General features: G+C 59.5%; 15 protein-coding genes. 11 read left to right on the top strand and 4 right to left on the bottom strand.

From position 1 onward, the window contains the following. Positions 1-156 precede the first annotated feature (156 nt). From U9R81_RS04975 to U9R81_RS04925, 11 genes are all read left to right on the top strand, one after another. Positions 157-678, top strand: coding sequence for a hydrogenase maturation protease (locus tag U9R81_RS04975; protein ID WP_322494411.1), 522 nt, complete (start codon positions 157-159; stop codon positions 676-678). Beyond that, positions 644-970: a hydrogenase maturation protease gene (locus U9R81_RS04970; protein ID WP_322494410.1), complete on the top strand. Its 327-nt coding sequence runs from the start codon at positions 644-646 to the stop codon at positions 968-970. Before U9R81_RS04975 ends, U9R81_RS04970 begins: the two co-directional genes overlap by 35 nt. After that, entirely contained in the window at positions 967-2,190 is a 1,224-nt protein-coding gene (locus tag U9R81_RS04965; protein ID WP_322494409.1) for a hypothetical protein, read from the top strand. The genes U9R81_RS04970 and U9R81_RS04965 overlap by 4 nt, the downstream gene beginning before the upstream one ends. 260 nt (positions 2,191-2,450) lie before the next feature. Then, the gene (locus U9R81_RS04960; RefSeq protein ID WP_322494408.1) at positions 2,451-2,825 is read left to right on the top strand and encodes a hypothetical protein; all 375 of its coding nucleotides are present in this window, start codon (positions 2,451-2,453) and stop codon (positions 2,823-2,825) included. A gap of 49 nt (positions 2,826-2,874) precedes the next feature. After that, positions 2,875-3,732 (top strand): NifU family protein, encoded by an 858-nt coding sequence (locus U9R81_RS04955; protein WP_322494407.1) that lies wholly within the window; start codon positions 2,875-2,877, stop codon positions 3,730-3,732. Further along, positions 3,729-4,832: an NHL repeat-containing protein gene (locus U9R81_RS04950; protein WP_322494406.1), complete on the top strand. Its 1,104-nt coding sequence runs from the start codon at positions 3,729-3,731 to the stop codon at positions 4,830-4,832. Before U9R81_RS04955 ends, U9R81_RS04950 begins: the two co-directional genes overlap by 4 nt. A 163-nt stretch (positions 4,833-4,995) precedes the next feature. Next, positions 4,996-5,262, top strand: a complete 267-nt coding sequence (locus U9R81_RS04945; protein ID WP_322494405.1) for a HypC/HybG/HupF family hydrogenase formation chaperone — start codon at positions 4,996-4,998, stop codon at positions 5,260-5,262. A gap of 169 nt (positions 5,263-5,431) precedes the next feature. Beyond that, positions 5,432-6,553, top strand: a complete 1,122-nt coding sequence (gene hypD, locus U9R81_RS04940; protein ID WP_322494404.1) for a hydrogenase formation protein HypD — start codon at positions 5,432-5,434, stop codon at positions 6,551-6,553. Between the two features lie 290 nt (positions 6,554-6,843). Next, positions 6,844-7,899 carry a hydrogenase expression/formation protein HypE gene (hypE, locus tag U9R81_RS04935; protein WP_322494403.1) on the top strand — a complete coding sequence of 352 codons (1,056 nt, stop codon included), beginning with the start codon at positions 6,844-6,846 and terminating at the stop codon, positions 7,897-7,899. 282 nt (positions 7,900-8,181) lie between these two features. Further along, a complete protein-coding gene (locus tag U9R81_RS04930) occupies positions 8,182-11,181 on the top strand; it encodes a leucine--tRNA ligase (RefSeq protein ID WP_322494402.1) in 3,000 nt (999 codons plus the stop codon). A gap of 173 nt (positions 11,182-11,354) precedes the next feature. Continuing rightward, positions 11,355-11,780: a hypothetical protein gene (locus tag U9R81_RS04925; protein ID WP_322494401.1), complete on the top strand. Its 426-nt coding sequence runs from the start codon at positions 11,355-11,357 to the stop codon at positions 11,778-11,780. On the opposite strand, the gene U9R81_RS04920 is transcribed toward U9R81_RS04925, so the two are convergent. From U9R81_RS04920 to U9R81_RS04905, 4 genes are all read right to left on the bottom strand, one after another. Next, positions 11,777-13,270 carry a Calx-beta domain-containing protein gene (locus tag U9R81_RS04920; RefSeq protein ID WP_322494400.1) on the bottom strand — a complete coding sequence of 498 codons (1,494 nt, stop codon included), beginning with the start codon at positions 13,268-13,270 and terminating at the stop codon, positions 11,777-11,779. The genes U9R81_RS04925 and U9R81_RS04920 overlap by 4 nt on opposite strands. Then, positions 13,254-15,983 carry a sensor histidine kinase gene (locus U9R81_RS04915; RefSeq protein ID WP_322494399.1) on the bottom strand — a complete coding sequence of 910 codons (2,730 nt, stop codon included), beginning with the start codon at positions 15,981-15,983 and terminating at the stop codon, positions 13,254-13,256. The genes U9R81_RS04920 and U9R81_RS04915 overlap by 17 nt, the downstream gene beginning before the upstream one ends. A 139-nt stretch (positions 15,984-16,122) precedes the next feature. Further along, on the bottom strand, positions 16,123-18,294 hold the full coding sequence (locus U9R81_RS04910; protein ID WP_322494398.1) for a GAF domain-containing protein: 2,172 nt from the start codon (positions 18,292-18,294) through the stop codon (positions 16,123-16,125). Between the two features lie 5 nt (positions 18,295-18,299). Next, complete coding sequence (locus U9R81_RS04905) at positions 18,300-20,285, bottom strand: GAF domain-containing protein (RefSeq protein ID WP_322494397.1); 1,986 nt, start codon at positions 20,283-20,285, stop codon at positions 18,300-18,302. Positions 20,286-20,494 lie beyond the last annotated feature (209 nt).

The following is a 20,494-nucleotide window of genomic DNA, read 5'->3' as shown; positions in this document are numbered from 1 at the left end:
GCTAGCGGGAACGAGCGGTTGAGGCAGATCTACCGTGAAAGCGGGAGATTACTTCGGTCGGGCGGCTCCCTGCGGGGCGGGTCGCCGCCGCTCCCTCGCAATGACAAGAGGGGTGTGGCACGCAACCATCTTGACGTATCACTAGATCATTATGTCATGCATGAACAACTCTTAATCATCGGCTGTGGCAACCTGTTACGCGGCGACGATGCGGTCGGGCCGGTATTAGTGCGGCGCTTGCTCGAACTCGGCCTGCCGCCCGGAGTCGGTGTAGCCGATGCTGGTACCAGCGGGATGGATGTCGCCTTCCGTATGCGCGGGATCGAGAACGTGATTTTGGTTGATGCCGCTCGCACCGGCGCCGAACCCGGCACTATCTACGTAGTGCCGGGTTCGGTTGTTGAGCAGTTGCCGCCGCTGACCGGCATCAATCTGCATGCTTTCCGCTGGGATCACGCGCTGGCGTTTGGCCGCTGGTTGCTCAAAGATGCGTACCCACGCTCAGTACAGGTGTATTTGATCGAGGGGAGCGACTTTACCATCGGCGCGCCGCTTAGCTCAGCGGTTGCCGCGCGGATGGAGGATTTGGCCCAGCACTTGAGCCGTAACCCGTGGCAGCCGTACCTTGGCCATGGCATCGTTGATGAAGACCGAAACAATGGAGAGTTGGCTGCTTGAATTGACAACGCAAGGCTACTTGCATCTGCCAGCGGCGCTGGCGCAACGCTACTTTCCGGCTGATTTGCTGGTGGCGTTGCCGCGCGCTGGCGAAATTTGGCTAGCACCGTTGCGCGGGCCGGCAGCCGGCGGTCTGTTGTTGAAACAACGCAATGCCCGCGGCGACCGTAGCGTCTTGATTTGGGAAGTTTTGCCGCCGGCAACGCCGCCCGGCCCGCGCCGCGCCGTGTGGGATGATGATCACGGCGTGTTGCGGATGGCATTGTCGCCAGAACCGGAGCATACGTTATGAATCATCTTGCTGTGCGTCCGCAACCATTGGGCATTTTCGCCCTTCCTGCTGGATATTTAGTCTTGCCGCCCAGTGACAATCTCGCCGCCGGCCCGGCATTAGCCGCTCTGCTGCGTGGCGAAATCCCGGCTGAATGGCCGCCGGAATGGTGTTTCTACGCTCACGCGCTGGCCGGCGAGGTCACAGCGGCGCTAGCGGCATTACCGCCAAGCACTGATCTCGTGACCCGCTACAACCGCTATGTGTTGGCCGGCTCCCACGCTGATGACTTGATGCTCCATACCCTGCTCGATGGCGAATTGGCGTGCTTGCAAGGGGTGGCAGCGTTTACGATGGGTCATCGCCGCGAACCGCCGCCGCTCGCTGGCGCGACCGGTGAGGTGCAGGCACTGGTGCTGGTCGCCCACGCTGCGGCGGCAATTGAGCAGGGTGACATTCCCGCCGCTGACCGGCATTTTGCCGAGGCGATTGCGGCTGCTGCTCCCGTCTCGCCGGCGCTGGCCGGCCAGATCGCGCTCAACCGGGCCGAGCTGGCGATGCAGTATGGCGGCGAGTTGGCGCTGATTACGCGCTGGTTGCAGCAAGCGATTGATTACATCCCGCCTGAAAGCCTCTCGGAAGTGCGCGCCCGCGCGGCGGCGCAACTGGGCCAACTGCTGCAAGAGCATGCCAATGGCCAGCGCGGGCCGTTGCAAGCCGCCGTGCGCTGTTACCAAGAAGCGCTCCGTTTCTACCGGCGCGAGACCCATCCGCTGGAGTTTGCCTTCATCCAGAACAATCTGGCGCTGGCCTATCTCGCCATGCCGATGACCGAAGCCGGCGACCGGCTGCGCGGCGCGATTGCGGTGCAGGCGCTGCGCGCGGCGCTCAGCGTCTACGATCCCGATCAGCATCCGCATGAGTGGACGAGCGCCCGCCTCAATTTGGCAAACGCGCTGCAATACGTTCACTCGGCTCGCCCAGCCGAGCATCTGCTCGAAGCGGTGGCAATTTACGAAGACCTATTGCAGCGGCGTAACCCGGCTGCCGATCCGGCTGGCTATGCCCGCATTCTGGCCAATCTGGGCAATGCCCTCGCTCATCTCGGCATCTTCGCCGAAGCCCGCGAACGGTTGCTGCAAGCCGATCACCTCTTTGCCCAGATCGGTGATGAGCCGGCGATGATGACGGTGCGCGAGTTGTTGGCGAATATCGATCAGCACGAGGCGGTCGGAAAGTAGCGCCGGACGGCTGTCCGGCTCCTAACGACGCAGGGATGATCAACGCAAAAGCGCGAAGAACGCGAAGATCGCAAAGGTGGTTAACGCAAAGGCGCGAAGAACGCAAAGATCGCAAAGATTTTTTATGGTTTTACTACAAGCCGTACTTATTGACCAACATCCAAACCCAAAACCTTTGCGTACCTCTGCGCATCTCTGCGTCTTTGCGTTTCAAAATCTCTGCGCCTTTGCCCGCTTTGCGTCTTTCGGTTGAGAAGAGTATGGAAGCATACCAACGCCAACAATTTGATCTGCTGCTGATGATGGCGACCGAACGCTTCGTTGAGCGGATCGTCGAGCGCTGCGCCGGCCCCGAATCGGCCTTGACCCGCTTGCGCGCCGATCCGCAAGGCGAGGGCATCTGGCTTGATCGGTTTGTCGCAGCGATCTTCCAAGATTTTTTGCTCGACAATCCGGCAGGGGCGTGTTTTGTCCTGCAAGCGTTGAGCGGACGCTCGCTGTCTTCACCGCCGGCAGGCAAGATTGAAGCGATGCTGCAAACGATGGCGCGCCAAGCGTTCGCCGAACTGTTGCTGCTGCGCAGCGAAGAGGCGCTTGAGCAGATGATCGGGTATGGTGGCTCGCAATCGGGTTAAAGCCTCCTCCGCGCTCGCTGCAGCTAGATAACAACCTATCGAGATGCCTATGACCCAATCGCTCACAACTGCTGACGAACTCGAACAAGCCGCTGCGCGGGTTGATGCTGCAGTGGCCGCCGTCGCCAAACTCGAACCGGCGGCGCAGACCGCCGCTGCCGAGTTAAAGCAGGCCATCGAGGCTTTTCACAAACTGGCCCTCACCACGATCGTTCGCCGGCTCAAGCAAGACCCGCGCGGCAAAGAGCTGCTGCTCGAACTGGTCGAAGATCCCGTTGTATACGCGCTGCTGGTGATGCATGGCATCGTGCGCGCTGACCCGCTCACCCGCGCCCGCCGCGTACTCGACGGCGCGCGCCCGTATATGCAGTCGCACGGCGGCGATGCCGAGTTGGTCGATGTGCGCGACGGCGTGGCGTATGTACGCTTGCATGGCTCATGCAACGGCTGTTCGCTCTCAGCCTTTACCTTGCGCAAGCATGTCGAAGAGGCCCTGTTGCACGAGGTGCCGGAAATCACCCGCCTTGAGGTGGTCAATGATCAAGCGACCCCAGCCATTCTCCGTGCCGAAGCGCAGGAAGCGCCGGCCATCGAGAAGGGATGGCTGCGCGGCCCTGCCGTCGCCGAGGTGCCGCCCGGCCAGATGGTGAGTTTCGCCACCGAACGCGGCAGCGTGCTGATCGTCAATTTGGCCAACCGGCTGAGCGCCTATCGCAACGCTTGCGCCCATCAAGGCCGCCCGCTCGATGGCGGGATGCTTGACCCTGACGCTGGCACGCTGACCTGTCCATGGCACGGCTTCTGTTTCGATGTCCAGAGCGGCGAATGCCTGACTGCGCCGCAAGCGCAGCTTGAGCCGTTCCCGCTCCGGGTTGTTGATGGCATCATTTGGGTGCGACCGCAATGATGGCGATCAAGACAGTCCGCTGGTTGGGGGCACCGGCGCCGGGTGGGTTGGCGCTGCCGGCGGCCAGCCCGACCCCTACCCATCTCTATGCGCCGCGCGGCGTCTATTTCGACGACGAGCGGCTGATTGTAGTTGATTCAGGCAACCATCGTGTCTTGATCTGGCACGGGTTCCCAACCCATGATCACCAACCGGCTGATGTCGTGCTTGGCCAGCCCGATTTCTTCCGCGAAGGGCCGCGCGCGTCCGGTCACGATCCCACCAATGGCTTCCACCTACCCACTGGTGTAACGGTTGCGGAAGGAAGAATCTACCTTGCCGATGCGTGGCATCATCGTGTATTATGTTGGCATCGCATTCCAGATCGATCCGGCACGCCGCCTGACAGTGTAATCGGGCAAGATTCGTTGCTTGATATCGAGCCAAACCGCGGCGGCGCGGCTGGCCCGCAGACGCTCTACTGGCCGTATGGCGTAGCGTGGATCAACGGCTGGTTGTATATTGCTGATACCGGCAACCGGCGGGTGCTGGGTTGGCATGGGTTGCCGGAACGCAGCCAACCGCCCGACCTGATCCTCGGCCAGCCCGATCCGTGCAGCAATGCCGAAAATCGCGGCGGCCCGCCGGCGGCCAACAGTTTTCGTTGGCCGCACGCCGTTGCCGGTGATGGCGAGACGTTGTATGTCGCTGATGCCGGCAACCATCGTATCTTGGGATGGACCCCGCCGCCAACGGCTGATCGGCCTGCCGATCTGGTATTGGGGCAGTCAGATATGCAGAGCGCGTTTGAACAACCGCACGTGCCGCAGGGAGCGCACCGGCTTCGCTTCCCGTATGCCGTAGCCTGTGCTGGCGACCGGTTGTTCGTGGCCGATACCGCCAACAATCGCGTGCTGCTTTGGCATCCTATCCCGCGTACCGGCGCCGGTCTGCCGGCGCAAGCGGTCTATGGCCAGTACAATTTTGCCGATAGCGGCGAAAACCGCTGGCAAGCCGTCGGTCCCGATACGCTCTGTTGGCCGTATGGCCTCTGCGCGCATCGCCAGTGGCTAGCGATCGCCGACTCTGGCAATAATCGGGTCTTGATTTGGGAGGTGTAAGGCACGCACAGCCGCCAAACCGCAAAGGACGCTACAGTTGCCAACGCTCACGATCCAGCCACATACAAAACCTTTGCGCCCTTCGCGTTCTTAGCGCCTTTGCGTTAAAAAACCTTTGCGCCTTTGCTCACTCTGCGCCTTCACAGGTTGAAAGGAATTGCGTATGTGTCTCGGCATTCCCGGTCGCATCATCGAAATCTACGACAACGGCCTCACCCGGATGGGCAAGGTCGATTTCAACGGCATTGTCAAAGAAGTGTGTCTCGCCTACCTGCCCGATCTGCAAGTTGGCGATTACACGATCGTGCATGTGGGTTTTGCGATTACTCGCCTCGATGAGGAATCGGCGCGCGAAACGCTTGCTCTCTTCCAGTCGCTCGGCGTGCTCGAAGAGGAACTTAATCCTGATGACTTGCACAAACCCGTATGAGGCAGAGGCGCAGAGACTCTACACGCAGAGACGCAAAGGACGCTAAGAATGTTTATATTGGTGGCATAAGCGCGGTGACAGCCCCATTAATAGAAAAACGTAGCGTTCTTTGCGCCTTTGCGTTACAAACCTTTGCGTCTACGCATTGATATTGAATGGAGAGCATGCGATGAAATATCTTGACGAGTTTCGCGATCCTGATTTGGCCCGCCGCCTGTTCGATCAGATCCGGCGTATCACCACCCGGCACTGGGCAGTTATGGAGGTCTGCGGCGGCCAGACCCATTCGATCATTCGCAATGGCATCGACCAGTTGCTGCCGCCGGAAATCGAGCTGATCCACGGCCCCGGCTGCCCGGTCTGCGTCACGCCGCTCGAGATTATCGACAAGGCGCTCGCCATTGCCGCCCAACCCGGTGTGATCTTTTGCTCGTTCGGCGATATGCTGCGCGTGCCCGGCAGCCGCAAAGACCTCTTCCGCATCAAAAGCGAAGGCGGCGATGTGCGGATTGTCTACTCGCCGCTCGATGCGGTCAAGCTGGCCCAGCAAAACCCTGACCGCCAAGTCGTCTTCTTCGCCATCGGCTTCGAGACCACCGCTCCCGCCAACGCCATGGCGGTCTATCAGGCGGCCCGTCTCGGCCTCAAGAATTTTTCGATGTTGGTTTCGCATGTGTTGGTGCCTCCGGCCATCAGCGCGATTATGGAATCGCCCACCAACCGCGTCCAAGGCTTTCTCGCCGCCGGCCACGTCTGTAGCGTGATGGGTACCGAAGAGTACCGTCCGCTGGTCGAGAAATACCGCGTGCCGATTGTCGTTACCGGCTTCGAGCCGCTCGACGTGCTCGAAGGCATTCGCCGCGTGATCCTCCAGCTTGAGCAGGGCCGCGCCGAGCTCGACAACGCTTACGAGCGGGCTGTCCGCCCTGAAGGCAACGTTGCCGCCAAACAGATGCTGGCCGATGTTTTCACCGTCACCGACCGGGCATGGCGCGGGATCGGCGTGATTCCACGCAGTGGCTGGCGGCTGAGCGAACGCTACGCCGAATTCGACGCTGAGCGCCGCTTCGACGTGAGCGACATCCAGACTGCTGAGTCGACCCTCTGCCGCAGCGGCGAGGTGTTGCAAGGCTTGCTCAAGCCTAACCAATGCCCGGCGTTCGGCAAAGAATGCACCCCGCGCACCCCGCTCGGTGCGACCATGGTGTCGAGTGAAGGGGCTTGTGCGGCCTATTATCAGTATGGCCGGTTTGTACCTGCGAACACGATCGGCGTGGCATCGTCACCCTAAGGCGCAGAGCGAGCCAAGGATCAGTAGATCCGGACGGCTGTCCGGCTTCGTAAAGACGCAGAGTGTGGATACACGCAGAGACGCAAAGACGCTAAGGATTTGGATGGATCTGTAATAAGTATGACAATATCCTTGCCCTGTATACGATAAAGATCAATACGATGTCGTGTCCACAAACCACCGCCCTAACAACACCATCCCATCCCAAACCTTTGCACTCTTTGCACCTTTGCGTTAAAAAATCTTTGCGCCTTTGCCCCTTCTGCGCCTGACTGTAAGGATTGCACCCTATGACCGCACTACTCGACTTTAGCAACTGGGTCTGCCCGGCGCCATTGCGCGACTATCCGGCCATCGTGATGGGTCACGGCGCCGGCGGCAAGCTCTCGGCTGAACTGATTAACCACCTCTTCCTGCCCGCGTTCGGCGGCCCGCGCGGCCCGCTCGCTGACGCTGCCAACATCGAGATCGGCGGCGCGCGGTTAGCGATCTCAACCGACAGCTTCGTCGTGCGCCCGCTCTTCTTCCCCGGCGGCAATATCGGCGAACTGGCCATCAACGGCACCATCAACGATATTGCCATGATGGGAGCGCAGCCGTTGGCCTTGACCGCCAGCTTCATTCTCGAAGAGGGCATGCCGCTCGATCAACTCGGTGTGATCGCCGAGAGTATGGGTCGCGCTGCCCAGCAGGCCGGCGTTACCCTCATCGCCGGCGACACCAAGGTGGTCGATCGCGGTCACGGCGACGGCGTGTTCATTACCACCACCGGCTTTGGCCTCATCCCGGCAGGCGTGAATATCGGCCCGGAGCAAGCCCGTCCCGGCGACGCGATCATCGTCAGTGGGCCAATTGGCCTGCACGGCGTCGCCATCCTCAGTGTGCGCGAAGGGATCGAATTCGGCGCGCCGGTGGTCTCTGACACCGCTGCGCTGCACGGCCTTGTCAGCGCCATGCTCGCCAGCGGCGCCCGCATCCACACCCTGCGCGACCCCACCCGTGGTGGCGTCGCCGCCGCGCTCAACGAGATCGCCGCCGATGCCCAGCTCGGCATCGAAATCATCGAACGCGATGTTCCAGTGCCGCCCGCCGTCCAAGCCGCCTGCGAACTACTCGGCATGGATCCGCTCCACATTGCCAATGAGGGCAAACTCATCGCCTTCGTCGCGCGCGACGACGCCGAACGCCTGCTGACCGCTATGCGCGCTGACCCGTTGGGTCGCGACGCTGCCCTGATCGGCTATGCCACCGCCGATCACCCCGGCGTGGTCGTGGCCCGCACCGGCATCGGCGGCATGCGCGTGGTTGACACCCTCGTTGGCGAACAACTGCCGCGTATCTGCTAAACGTCAAGCGGCGAAACGCAAAGGCGCGAAGGACGCAAAGGTTTTTGTGGGGAAGCCAATGAACGCGCTTGCCCCAACATTCATACATATCTCTGCGACCTTTGCGTCTTTGCGTTTACCATCCTCTGCGCCTTTTTTTGCTATAATGCAGCAAGACGCTTCGCTTTTGCACCGTGAAAGGAGGTGAGCGCATGGCCGACTCTAGCCTTGATGGCCTTAGTAATGGCCCAATTGTCAATTTGATCCGTCTTTGCATGCTCACCTCAAGAGGTATTGAATCGTATGAGCGACACCAAAACCGACAAGACTCAGATTGAACGCTACGATCCCGCCGCGATCGAGGCCAAGTGGCAGGCCAAGTGGGCCGCCGACCAGCTCTACCGTACCCCGCCGATCGATCCCGCCAAACCAAAATATTACGTGCTCGATTTCTACCCCTACCCCAGCGGTGACGGCCTTAGCGTCGGGCACTGCCGCAACTACGTGCCCACCGATGTCGTCGCCCGCTATTACCGCATGCGCGGCTACAATGTGCTGCACCCGATGGGGTGGGACGCCTTCGGCCTGCCGACCGAGAATGCGGCAATTAAGACCAAAACCAACCCCGCCGTGCTCACTCGCCGCTACAGCGCCAATTACAAGCGCCAGATGAATATGCTCGGCCTGAGCTACGACTGGGATCGCGAGATTACCTCCTCTGAACCTGATTATTATCACTGGACGCAGTGGATTTTCTTGCGCCTGTACCAGTCGTGGTACGACCGACGAGTCGACAAGGCCCGCCCGATCAGCGAGCTGGAAGCGGAATTGGCTGAGTATGGCACCAGCCGGCTCGATCTGGCCTTGACCGACCCGCAGGTGACAGCAGAGGAGTGGCGCGCGGCGACACCGCTGCAACGCCAAGAGATTTTGCGCCGTTTTCGCTTGGCTTATCGCGGTGAAGCGGTGGTGAATTGGGATCCGGTTGATAAGACGGTGCTGGCCAACGAAGAGGTGCTGCCCGATGGCACCGCATGGCGGAGCGGGGCTAAGGTTGAGCGTAAGGTACTCAAGCAGTGGTTCTTCCGCATCACCGCTTACGCCGACCGGCTCGACCGCGATCTAGATACGGTTGATTGGCCGGAGCGGATCGTCACTATGCAGCGCAACTGGATCGGGCGCTCACGCGGCGCCGAGGTGGTCTTCCACACTGAGGCCGGCGATCCGATTATCGTCTTTACGACGCGCCCTGACACGTTGTGGGGGGCAACCTTCATGGTGCTCTCGCCTGAGCACCCGCTAGTGGCGAAGGTGACGGCCGCAGGGCAGCGCGCGCAGGTCGAGGCGTATGTCGAACAGGCGCGCTATCGTCCGACCACGACCGCCGTGGCGGAAGAGAAAGAAAAGACTGGCGTCTGGACAGGTGGCTATGCGATTAATCCGGTCAACGGCGCGCGGATTCCGATCTGGATCGCCGATTATGTCTTGATGGGGTACGGTACCGGCGCGATTATGGCTGTGCCGGCCCACGACGAGCGTGACTTCGCCTTTGCGCTGAAATACGATCTGCCGATCATTCCGGTCATCAGCCGGCCCGATAACGCCGCTCGCTCGCTGCTGCGCGCCGAGGCGATTGCAGCCGATACTGCCGATGCCTTGCGCGCCGCCGGCTTCACCGTCACCACCCAAGATGACGGCAATCTGCTGGTCGAGCTGTCCGGCGATCGAGCGCGTGAGTACGCTGCCATCGTGCAGCCGCGCCTGTGCAACGGCTGGACGGAAGTGGCCGGGTCGGGTTGGCTGTTCATCTTCCCCGATGCAGTGTTCGATCTTGACTCGATCGCTGCCGATGAACAGATCACCACGCGCTTGCGCGCTGCGACCGGCAACGCCGAGATTCCGTCGGCGATGGCCTATCTGCACTCGATTCCCGCCTATCGTGACCTGATCTACCACGATGAACTCGGCACGCCGATTCACTCTGGCCCGATCAACGGCGCTCCCGCCGCTCAGGCCATCGAGCAGACGATCGCCTACCTCGAACAACAGGGCATTGGCAAAGGCCGCACCAACTACAAGATGCGCGACTGGCTAATCAGCCGCCAACGCTACTGGGGCACGCCGATCCCGATTGTCCACCGCGAAGACGGGTTGGAAGTCGCGCTCAGCGATGATGCCCTGCCGCTCACCCTGCCCAACGTCGAGAGCTATGAACCGACGGCGACCGGCGATTCGCCGCTGGCCCTGATCGATGACTGGGTGAATGTGACCCTGCCCGACGGCAGCCGGGGCCGGCGCGAGACCGATACCATGGGAACGTTCGCCTGTTCGTCGTGGTACTTCCTGCGCTTCGCTGACAACCACAACGACAAGGCGCTGGCGAGCCCTGAGGCGCTTGACTACTGGTTGCCGGTTGACATGTACGTCGGCGGGGCCGAGCACGCCGTCATGCACCTGCTCTACGCCCGCTTCTGGACGAAGGTGCTCTACGATTTGGGAGTGGTCAAGTTCTTTGAACCGTTCACCTGTCTGCGCAATCAGGGCCTCATTCTGGCTCCGCCGCGCGAGGTTGAGGGCCAGATCATCATCGAGAAGATGTCGAAGTCGAAGGGCAATGTCATCACTCCCGACGAGGTGGTGGCCGAGCACGGCGCTGACGCACTGCGTGGCTACGAGGCCTTCATCTCCGACTTCGAGCTGTCGGTGCCGTGGAACACCGACGGTGTGCCCGGCGTCAAGCGCTGGCTCGACCGGGTATGGCGGATTGTGCTCTACCCCACCGCTGAACGTGGCCAAAGCAACGCCACTATGAGCGAGCGCCAGTTGCGGCGCGTGGCCCACCAGACCATCCAGCGCGTTGAGAATGACATCTTGAACTTTAAGTTCAACACCATGGTCGCCGCACTGATGGAGTTTACTAATACGCTGTACCGCGCGCGTGACGCTGGCTTGACCGGCGCCCCGGCGTGGAACGAGGCGATCGAAATCCTGCTCTTGCTGATGGCGCCGATCACGCCGCACATCGCGGAAGAGCTATGGATGCGGCTCGGCAGGCCGTACAGCATCCACCAGCAACGCTGGCCAGTCGCCGATCCCGCCGTCGCCGCCGAGGAAGAGGTCGAAATCGTCTTCCAAGTCAACGGTAAGGTGCGCGGTAAGCTGACTGTGCCGGTCGAGATTGACGAAGCGCAGTTGCGTGAATTGGCCCTGCAGAACGAACGAGTCCAGCAATTTATCAACGGCAAACCGATCCGGAATGTCGTTGTGGTTCCCGGACGGTTAGTGAACGTCGTGGTCGGGTAATTCGTCACTCTGGAGTGCGACAGTACCCACTGCCGCTACTGTCGTACTGGTGGTCTGGAGTGCGGTAGTGAGCCTGCCGCACTCCACAGAAGATACATCCCCAATATCTTGGGTGACATTCGCACAACGTGCCCGTACCGCAATGTGGTTGGTGATAACTATCTCAAAACACCATGCGTATCCCGCCAATCCTAACCCACCGTTTCATCCGCGCCTACATCGTCATTGCGCTTGGCGCAGTGCTCTTCGCCCTTCGTCGGGTGTTCTTGCCAACCTTCTTTGAAGTACAAGGGGTCATGTTCGACATCGCCGTACCGTCGGCGCTCAACAGTTGCTACAACCGTCCGGCCCTCAATACGTGCAGCGATGCGGTGATTGTGGTGCTCACCGTGTTTGGGGTGGTGGCAGCGGTCGGCTGGGGCAATCTCGCGATGACTGTCTTCGCCCTGATTCTCGCTATCCCGCCGCTCGCGCTCTACTTCGCACTTAGCCCAATCTGGCCGCCACTGATTGCACTAGCCTTCATCCCTATTGCGTTGGAGCTCGGGTTGTGGTTCCTTTTCCCGCGCCAACCCGATCAACCGCCGGATCAAAGCTAATCATCATTACGAATAATCCCAATGGCCTGCACCGTACTGCCCAATGCGCCACCGATTACCTCATCGAGCACCACTTCGAGGAATTCGTCCAGTTCGCGAATATCATCACCGATCACGGTCACGATAATCACTGGACTGTTATCACCAGGTGGAATGATCAGCTCACCCCGCGTTGTTGCGAGGTAATCCTCGCCGGGTGTTGCTGAGATAGGCAACACCCGATAGCGCACACGCAGCGTTCCTTCCCGCTGCGTATTGCTCAGACTCAGACTAAATTCGAGTTGGGTCGTTGTCCCCGCCGGCCCTTCTTGCACCTCAGCCGGGCTAATGCTCACGCTCGTGACGTCATCATCAATAATCGTCAAGACCTGCTCGCTCTGGCCGGGGAACAGGACACCGCCACTGATTCCTGTCAGCCGGAAAATGATCGTCTCATCCACTTCATCAATCGTATCGCCATTAATTTCTATCGTCACCGTGCGTACAGTGCCGGTAGGCGAACCGGCTGGGAAGATTAATGTATCGGTCGTTCCTCCCGGCACGCGATAATCGCTATTAGACGTTGCTGGATTGGTTGTGCCCTCCACAACTTCATAGGTCACGACTACCTCATTGTTGGCCGCTTCGCGCAACTCAACGACAACTTCGCGGCTAGTAACCGTTGGCGGATTTCCCTCAATCACTGGTTGGATGATTTGCACCGACACTACCGCGACTGGCGTCGGTGTGAAGGTTGCCGTCGCCGTGGGCGTCGCCGTCGCCGTGGGCGTCGCCGTCGCCGTGGGTTGCGGACGTGCTGTGGCCGTCGCTGTCGGTGTGAAAGTCGGTGTCAGGGTAACGGTTAGCGTCGGTGTGACAGTGCCTGTCGCCGTCACCGTTGGTAAGGGTATTACCGTCACTGATGGCGACGGTCGCAGCGTTGCCGTTGCAGCTAGGGTTGTCGATGTCGGGCTAGGCCGAACTTCCGGCACGGCTGGCGTCGCTGGTGTTATCGCCACTGGTGTTGCCGTTGCGGGTGTCGCCGGACTGGGCAGCACACCAATACCGCTGGCCGTTGGGGTGGGTGTCGGAGTAAGCGGCGGCAAACCGCCGCCAGCCGGCAGTGCGGTCACTGTTGTGGTTGGCGTCGCGGTTGGCGATGCCGGATCGATCCGTACCGGCGGTGGCGGCACCTCTACAATCGGCGCCGGTGAAAACCGGGTCGCTTGGCTCGTTGGCGTCTGTGTGCGGCGCGCAATCTCGGTCGCAGCCAGATTGGGCAAATCGCTGGCCGGCGGCGCAAAGCTGAGATCAGCCGGAAATGGTTCGTAGGCGCTCAACGCATTCGCCGCGCTAATGCTCTTAAACGGCTCATTCACCGGGGTGAGGAACCAAAAGACGAGTTGCACCACACACGCTACCGGCAGCAGCGCGCATACCAACGCTGCCACCACCATCCAGCGCAAATAATCGCGTTTAGTTGGCCACTGGCTGTTACCCAGCGACTGCACGGCTCTGCTCCTTTGCGCAACGCAACCGGATGGTAAAGGTGCTCCCCTGACCGGGGATGCTCGTCACAGTGATCGTTCCTCCTTGTAGCTCTATCAATTGGCGCGCGATCGCGAGGCCAAGCCCGCCGCCGCGTTGGGCGGAATTATTTCCGTCCACCCGTTGAAAGCGAGTGAACAGCCGCCCAATCACGTCCTCGGGAATACCGGGGCCAGTATCGCTAACTGCCACCCAAACGTCACTGCCCGCAATGCCGGCGCTGATCAACACACGACCTTGCGGCACATAGCGCCGAGCATTGTCGAGCAATTGGCTCAGCGCTTGCTTTAATAGTTCTCGATCTGCCAGCACCAATGGCAGATCTTCAGGCAACGCAAGGGTGACTTGCACGCCACGCTCGCGAAACGCGGCGTACAACGGGAGCAGCGCCGCTTCAACAATTGGCGCCAATTTAATCGCCTGCAGGTTGGTCTCGACTTGACCCGAATCGAGATTGGCCACCATAATCGCATTATTGACCAGATGGGTCATTTGGACGGCGCTCTGCCGGATCCGTTCTAACATCTCGCGCTGCTCGGCATCAGATACTGGGATTGCTTGCTTCAGCAAGAGATCGGTATAACCACGCACGACGGTGAGCGGTGTGCGCAGTTCGTGGGAAATGGTCGCGATGAAATCGGTCTTCGCCCGATCGATCTGGATCGAAGCCGTGATATCGTGTAAAACGATCACTTCGCCTGACAATCTGCCATCGGCGAGGCGAACCGGTGACCTGCTGATCGTCAGAAAGCGGTCGCCTATCCTGACCATCTGATCAGGCCGGCCAAACAATTCTGAGCGAGCTTCACTCCCATTGAGCGGCAATTGACGCAAGTGCAACTCACCGTTGACCGGCAACACTGGCTGCAACATCTGCTGAGCCGTAGCATTGATTAATACAATCCGGCCTCGCGCATCACTCACAATCACTCCATCACTGATCGAGGCGAGAATAGCCCGTCGTTGTTCAGCATCGTATTGCGCGGCTTCATATAACAGCGCATTTACCAATGCCACCGCGGTCATATTGGCGATCGCCTGCAAATGGGGCAATACTGATGTTGGGAGGGCGTCCGGTTCGGGATGGGCAAAGATAAGCCCGCCAATCGTTAGCTGATCTTGCTGCAATGGGATCGCCAACGCACTGGCAATCCCAACAGCCGTAAGGTTTACGTCGGCGTAGGGCGTCAATTGAGTTTCACCCGGCATGGCCAATGTGGTGAGACGGCGGCTGGACAGCACCGCGTAGCGCTGCGGAGAGTCAGGCCGCAATCGGAATTGCCACCCGTCAGGCGCCGGCACAACCGCGATCGCTTCGATCTGCGGCAGCAGATCGGCGGCGCTGGCGGTAGCAATCTGCAAGATCGACTCGATGCGTAGTTCGCGATTGAGCTGCCGGCTCGTCTGATACAAATGCAACAGGTGAGCCGTCATCTGGTTAAAGGCTAACGACAGCCGGCCGAATTCATTCTCTTCGGCAATGACGCTGCGGCGATCGAGCTGGCCAGCGCTTACCGCATCGGCTACCGACACCAATTCATCAAGCGGGCGGGTAATGCGACGCGCCACCCAATATCCGACAAACACCGCAGCCAGCGCTAAGGTCGCTGTCACCCCCAATACCGCATTGCGGCTACTGGCCCACGCGCTCAAAATAAAATCGCGTGACAGGCCGACGGCAAAATAACCGCTCTGCGCGCCGCGGATGATCAGCGGCGCATACACCAGTTGGTATTCGTAATCACCCACACGGGCGGTCGTAAGCAACGAGCAAGCCGGCACGTTGACTCGTTCAACCGGCGTCACTACGCGACCGCTCAGATTGCCAATATCAAGGCACGTCCCGTGTTCATTAATCTCGGCTAATAGCGCGAGTTGAGCCGGATCGAGCCGTAACACCGGTAGAAAACTCGCGGGGGCAGTCGTTTCCAGCAGCGTGCCATCGCTATTCAACAAGGCCGTTAATTCGGCTTGACTACGTTTTTGGAGGAAGGCCAAGGTGCGATCGAGCCGTTGCGCGACCAATAGACCACCAAGCAACTGGGGCGATTGGTTATTATTGGAGCGTGCATAGACTGGAGCAACAGTAAAAAAATGCAGCACATCGCTGCCATCAGGCTGGCGAAATGCAATTAATCCGCTGTATTTGTCACCAAGCGCGTCATCAGCGCCGATCGTCGTCTGCACGCCGCGCAGCACGTTCTCGACCAGCGGCGAGCCAGCAAGGTTCGTACCCACATAACGGACAGGGGCATCACTCCCCGGCGCGCGTTCCCAATCGAGCAAGGCCAATCCAGTGGGGTCAAAGATGATAAGCCGATCCGGAGCGACGTTCTCATTGCTCTGGCCCAGCGTCCACAAGCCACGTAACGCTAAAGCAAGCCCATCTTCATCGCGCTGCGCTATCGCATCAACTACCGCCGGGGCGCCGGTATCAGCATTGGCAGCGGTAAAGGCAATCTGGCCGAGGTAAGCAATATTACTAATTTCGCGCAACGCAAATGTTTCGGCAAAGTTACGCGCAACTTGCCCAAGCTGGTTATTGAAGCGCTCTTGCCAACTACCGGCTACCAATGTCATGGCAATGCCGGATCCCACCAGCATGACGATGATCATCAGCAAGAGATAGGGCAGGATGATAGTATATTGAATGCGTGAGCGCAGGATACGTATCACTTGCCGCACGGCGTCACCCCCCTGTTGAGCCATTAACTAGGTGTGCGGCGACGACTCGTTGCCAGTATAGCCGATGATGGTCACATGCAATAGGGGGTCTTGTTAACAGATTCGTCATCTCTCGTAGGATGAAGCGGGATCACTGCGCAACCGGTAACGCAAACGCAAACGTGCTGCCCATTCCCTCACGGCTGCGCAGCCAGATCTGGCCATGATGGGCCTCGACCGCTAGTTTGCAAAAGGTCAGGCCAAGACCAGTCCCACGCACTTTGTGCTGCTGCACTTGGCCAAATTTCTCGAAGATGCGGGCATGGTATTGGGGCGGAATGCCCGGCCCCTCGTCGCGCACCCAATAGATCAGCCACTCACCGGCTGGTAACGCTGGCAATGATAAGGGAATCTGCGAATGCGTCCCCCCATTAATACTGACCGGCAGGGAAAGATGGCGCGCGCCAATCGCGACGCTGCCGCCCAAAGGAGAAAATTTGACCGCGTTATCGATCAGGTTCTGCAACACCCGCACGATCTTCTCACGGTCAGCTTCGATCGGCGGCAAACCGACGGCCAGGTCTTGGAACAAGGAAATCTGGCGCTGCTGTATTGAGGCTTGCAGACGCTCGATCGCCTCATCAACGACCGCGTATGGCGACAGAGGCTCAAGATTCAACGTCATCCGTCCCTGCTCCATCTTACTGATATCGAGCAGGGTGTTGACCATTTCAAGCATTGATTGGCTGCCCTGATGGGCAATGCTCAACAATTCTTGTTGTTGGGGTGAAACCGGCCCGCCCAAACCGCGCTGCACCATCATAATCCCATTCATAATGGCGGTCAGCGGCGCGCGCAGATCGTGAATAAGCATGCCGGTATAATCTTCGCGCAGCCGGGCCAGCTCACGATCTTTTTCGATATTTTCAAACAGCGCTAGTTGGCCGATTTGCATCCCGCCGGCATCGCGTACCGGCAGAATGGTATGGCGCAAGTAGCGCACTGGCCCTTCCGCCAATTCGATCTCAACCACCCGATGCGGCGCGCCATCATTCAGCCATGCCGGTTCTTCGACCACCTGCGCTCGCGCCATCAATTCGGCGATCACGTCATCGATCCGGCGGCCAATCAACTCGTCACGCGAACGGTAGAACAGCCGCGCAGCCGCCAGATTGCTGGCCACGATCACACCGCGCATATCGGCCATTAAAATGCCGTCGCTGGTCGAATTGACAATCGCCTCGAAGCGATCGCGCACGGTGCTGACCTGTTGAAAGAGGCGCGCATTTTCGAGTGCAATCCCGATCGTCGCTGCCATCCGGTTGAGCCGGATCGCTTCTTCCTCGGTGAAATGGCCGGTGCGCTTATTGAGCAGCTCGATCACGCCAATGGTACGACCTTTAACCACAATCGGCACACAGAGGATCGACTTCACATCATAGCCGATCCCATCGCTGACCGCGCGGTAAAAGCGCGGATCGTTGTCAGGGTCATGCACAATCGCATATTGCTGGGTACGCGCCACATAGCCCACGATCCCCAACCCCGGCGGGACGCGCATCCCAACCAGCTTCTCTTTCCCCTCTTCCAAGGTCATTACAAACACCAGTTCTCCGGTCTCTTCGTCAAGCATCAGCAATGAACCGGCATCAACGCGGAAGAACTGGTTAATTTTTTCCATCACTAGATGGTAAATGTCACGCGGATCGAGCAACGAGTTGACCGCCGCCGCAATATCGTTCAGCGTCGCCAACTCGGCGTTGCGATGTTCCGCTTCCTCAATGGTGCGGAAAGCCGTGATGGCCGCCGCCAATTGGCTGCTCATCAGGCGAGCAATGCTCACCTCTTGCTCATCAAACCGGCGCGGTTGCTGCAGGGTCGCGAAGGCCAAGGCGCCAATCACCCGATCTTGCGCCACTAACGGAATGATCAAGAGTGAGCGCACCTGCGCCTCAAGCAGTGCCTGCAACAAATTGATCGCAGTTGGCGCGCGATTACCCTGCTGCAAAATTTCAGCAATATCTGCAATCTGCAACGACTGGCGATGCTGCAAAGCATGCTGCATCAGCGGCAAATCGCGCAGCGGGATTGGCGGCGGTAACGAAACGCGCGGCGGAAAGGTGCTGACCAACGCTATTGTCTCGCCGCTGGCATCAAGCTGCAACACGCCGCAGAGCGATACGCCTAGCCCTTGCACAAACTCGTTCAGCGCGAGCATCAGCAACTCATCAAGAGTTGCCGCTGTTTCAATCGCGGTTGCGATGCGCAGCAATCCTTGGGTGCTCAAATCTGATCGTCTGATGACCGGCAATCGCTCATTCATAGTGATTATGCATAACTGGCCAGTCGGTAAATCGGCATCGGTTCATCGCCGTTCTGCAAACTGACTGGCGTTAATGGCTCAAGGGTAAATTGCCCAGACTGCGTCATTTTCAACACAGAAGCAGCGACGACAACCTCATCGTTACGCGCCAATTGGCACAACCGGCGCGCTTCGCGCATTGCCGCACCCGTCCATGCTATGGTTGCCGGTTGATCGCCGCCGAGCACACCCACGGCGAGTTGGCCGGTGGTAACGCCACCGGCGATCACGAGATCAGTGCCAAACTGCTGGCGCCACTGCCCGCGCAGGCGCGCGATCGCAGTCTGTAGCTGCTGCGCGGCCTGCAACGCTCTTGGCGCATCGTCAAACCGTGGTTGCGGAAAGCCGAAGATGGCGCAAAAGCTCCGTTCATCAATTGCGACATACGCGCCTTGGTGCTGATAGACAATGGCCCGGCATTCAGTGTGGAACGGGTTGGCAATGTGTTCGATCAATTGATGCACCGTCAAATCAGTGAGGCGATCCACGCCGCGCAGACAAGTATAGAGCAGGGTTGCAGTAATGACATGTGGTTGCAGCGCCTGCATCGCTTTCGCTTGATGGGCAAGCAGATCGCGGATCACCTCAGGCGCAAGATACATACCCAATAATTGGCGTGCCTGCGTGATTTCCGGCGGCTCGATAATTCCTTCGTAGCGATGGCGCACCATCATCGCCACGGCGTATGCTGCTAAGGCGGCAACAAGGGCTAATGCGCGCTGGCTGTAGCGATAAGGAGTTGGGTCAGCCAGCGTCAACACCCCTAACGGACGGTTGCCGTGAAACAGTGGCATTGCCAACGCCGAGCGCATCAATTCTAACCCCGGCGTGGGGATCCAGCGCGTATCACGCTCAATATCATCAATAATAGCGCCGCGGCGCGTGCGCAAAACCCAGCCGGCCAACCCATGCTTGAGGATCGGCGCTGCAGCGAGATTCAGCGGCAACCCATCACCGCCGCTTAAAGTGATGCGGGTGCGGAGGGTGAACGATTCGGCATCGATTAGCAGCAACGTGCCATGGCTGGAATCGGTCACGTCGGCGGCGATCCGGAGCAATTGCCCCAATGCCCGTTCGAGGTCAGGTTGTTCGACCACGCTAGTCATCATCTGCTCGAACGCAGACAAGCGGCGTTGCTCGCGATCGAACCATTGCCGGTAGACTGAAGCTTGCAGATGGACGGTGAACAGCACTGCCGCTTGCTCAATCAACTGCTGCTGCGCTTCATTCAGGCGCACATCAGCGCCGGCGATCATCAGGCACAGAGCGCCAAGGGGGGTTTGCTGCACCCATAATGGCCAACTCGTAACCGTTAACGCTTGTGGCGATGTTGCGGCAAGCAGGCTACGCATCTGCACGCTCGAAAAGCTTACTGAGCGGCGCTCGCGCACGGCGCGCCCGATCGCGCTGCCATCTATGTCAAAGGTAACGGCCCGGTTCACACTGACCAAGCCCCAACTCGCCGAAGGGATCAAAATGCCGCGTTCGGGATCGTGCAACAGCAAAACCGCACCCCGCACCGCCAAATGACTGGCTAAACATTCCGCCACTGCTGCGACCATCGCGTCGCGATCATTCGCCGCGCTGAGCCGCTGAGCCAAAATCGCCAATGCCGGCGGCTGCGGCACAGCCGCGATGGAATCCGCTACGGTTTGCCGTAGCGCCACTAGTGGATCACGATCGGTCACTGGCGGTAGATCAGCTTGCAACACCAGAGCGGCATGCCGGCGCGCCTCCACGAGCGCATAGCGCAAGCTGATCCATGCCGCCAACGAAAGCGCCAACCCGATCACGCCGCCGAAGAGTAACGCAACCACAAAGGCGACTGGTGGCGAGTCGCCTGCTTGCGGCACGACGGTACTGATCAGCGCATAGAGCAGTAAGCCAAGCGAAATGCCACCGGGCAGGGTCAGAGCAAGGATGCGACGAATGTTGCTGCGAGGCAGGTACACAATGACTCCGCGACTAACCTAGAAACGATTGGTATCACCATATCATGAACGTATCACAGCAGTCAGAATTGCTTTCTATTATACTTAGTTTCAAGAAAAAAGATGACCGGTTCACAGGATGTGACCGGTCATTTACTGGAGCGGGAGACGGGATTCGAACCCGCGACCTACACCTTGGCAAGGTGTCGCTCTACCAACTGAGCCACTCC

This window comes from Chloroflexus sp. (assembly GCF_034435895.1).
Taxonomy (GTDB): domain Bacteria; phylum Chloroflexota; class Chloroflexia; order Chloroflexales; family Chloroflexaceae; genus Chloroflexus.
This window is presented reverse-complemented; position numbering and strand designations above follow the sequence as displayed.

Coding starts and splice junctions, on each gene's coding strand:
- U9R81_RS04960 (WP_322494408.1), top strand. CDS start 2,451: ATGGAAGCATACCAACGCCAACAATTTGATCTGCTGCTGATGATGGCG.
- U9R81_RS04970 (WP_322494410.1), top strand. CDS start 644: ATGAAGACCGAAACAATGGAGAGTTGGCTGCTTGAATTGACAACGCAA.
- U9R81_RS04965 (WP_322494409.1), top strand. CDS start 967: ATGAATCATCTTGCTGTGCGTCCGCAACCATTGGGCATTTTCGCCCTT.
- U9R81_RS04950 (WP_322494406.1), top strand. CDS start 3,729: ATGATGGCGATCAAGACAGTCCGCTGGTTGGGGGCACCGGCGCCGGGT.
- U9R81_RS04975 (WP_322494411.1), top strand. CDS start 157: ATGCATGAACAACTCTTAATCATCGGCTGTGGCAACCTGTTACGCGGC.
- hypD (WP_322494404.1), top strand. CDS start 5,432: ATGAAATATCTTGACGAGTTTCGCGATCCTGATTTGGCCCGCCGCCTG.
- U9R81_RS04945 (WP_322494405.1), top strand. CDS start 4,996: ATGTGTCTCGGCATTCCCGGTCGCATCATCGAAATCTACGACAACGGC.
- U9R81_RS04925 (WP_322494401.1), top strand. CDS start 11,355: ATGCGTATCCCGCCAATCCTAACCCACCGTTTCATCCGCGCCTACATC.
- U9R81_RS04955 (WP_322494407.1), top strand. CDS start 2,875: ATGACCCAATCGCTCACAACTGCTGACGAACTCGAACAAGCCGCTGCG.
- hypE (WP_322494403.1), top strand. CDS start 6,844: ATGACCGCACTACTCGACTTTAGCAACTGGGTCTGCCCGGCGCCATTG.
- U9R81_RS04910 (WP_322494398.1), bottom strand. CDS start 18,294: ATGAATGAGCGATTGCCGGTCATCAGACGATCAGATTTGAGCACCCAA.
- U9R81_RS04930 (WP_322494402.1), top strand. CDS start 8,182: ATGAGCGACACCAAAACCGACAAGACTCAGATTGAACGCTACGATCCC.